At 50.2% G+C, this 267-nt stretch carries 1 protein-coding gene; it reads left to right on the top strand.

The features are described from left to right. Positions 1-89: 89 nt before the first annotated feature. Positions 90-267 (top strand): hypothetical protein (locus LI126_RS16385; protein ID WP_442919977.1); only part of this gene is annotated, 178 nt, incomplete at its 3' end.

The raw sequence follows: 267 nt of genomic DNA, 5'->3' as shown, positions 1-267 counted from the left end.
GTTAAGTTGAGTCGACAAGCAGGGAAGTCCTGGCTTGCCGGCTCTTTTTGTTTGCCTTTCTCGCCAATAAATTTGAGGAGGATTTTTTCATGAGCGAAAACAGTCATGAAGGCAGTGAGGGTCATATTCAACGGACATTGAAAACGCGCCACCTGTCAATGATTGCTCTTGGCGGTACAATTGGGACGGGACTGTTTATTGCCAGCGGTTCGGCAATCTCAACGGCCGGCCCGGGTGGTGCTTTAGCAGCTTATGCCATCATGGGGA

Origin of the sequence: Mediterraneibacter sp. 210702-DFI.5.30 (genome assembly GCF_020560115.1) — a bacterium.
In the GTDB taxonomy this organism is placed as follows: domain Bacteria; phylum Bacillota; class Clostridia; order Lachnospirales; family Lachnospiraceae; genus Mediterraneibacter; species Mediterraneibacter faecis.
This window is presented reverse-complemented; position numbering and strand designations above follow the sequence as displayed.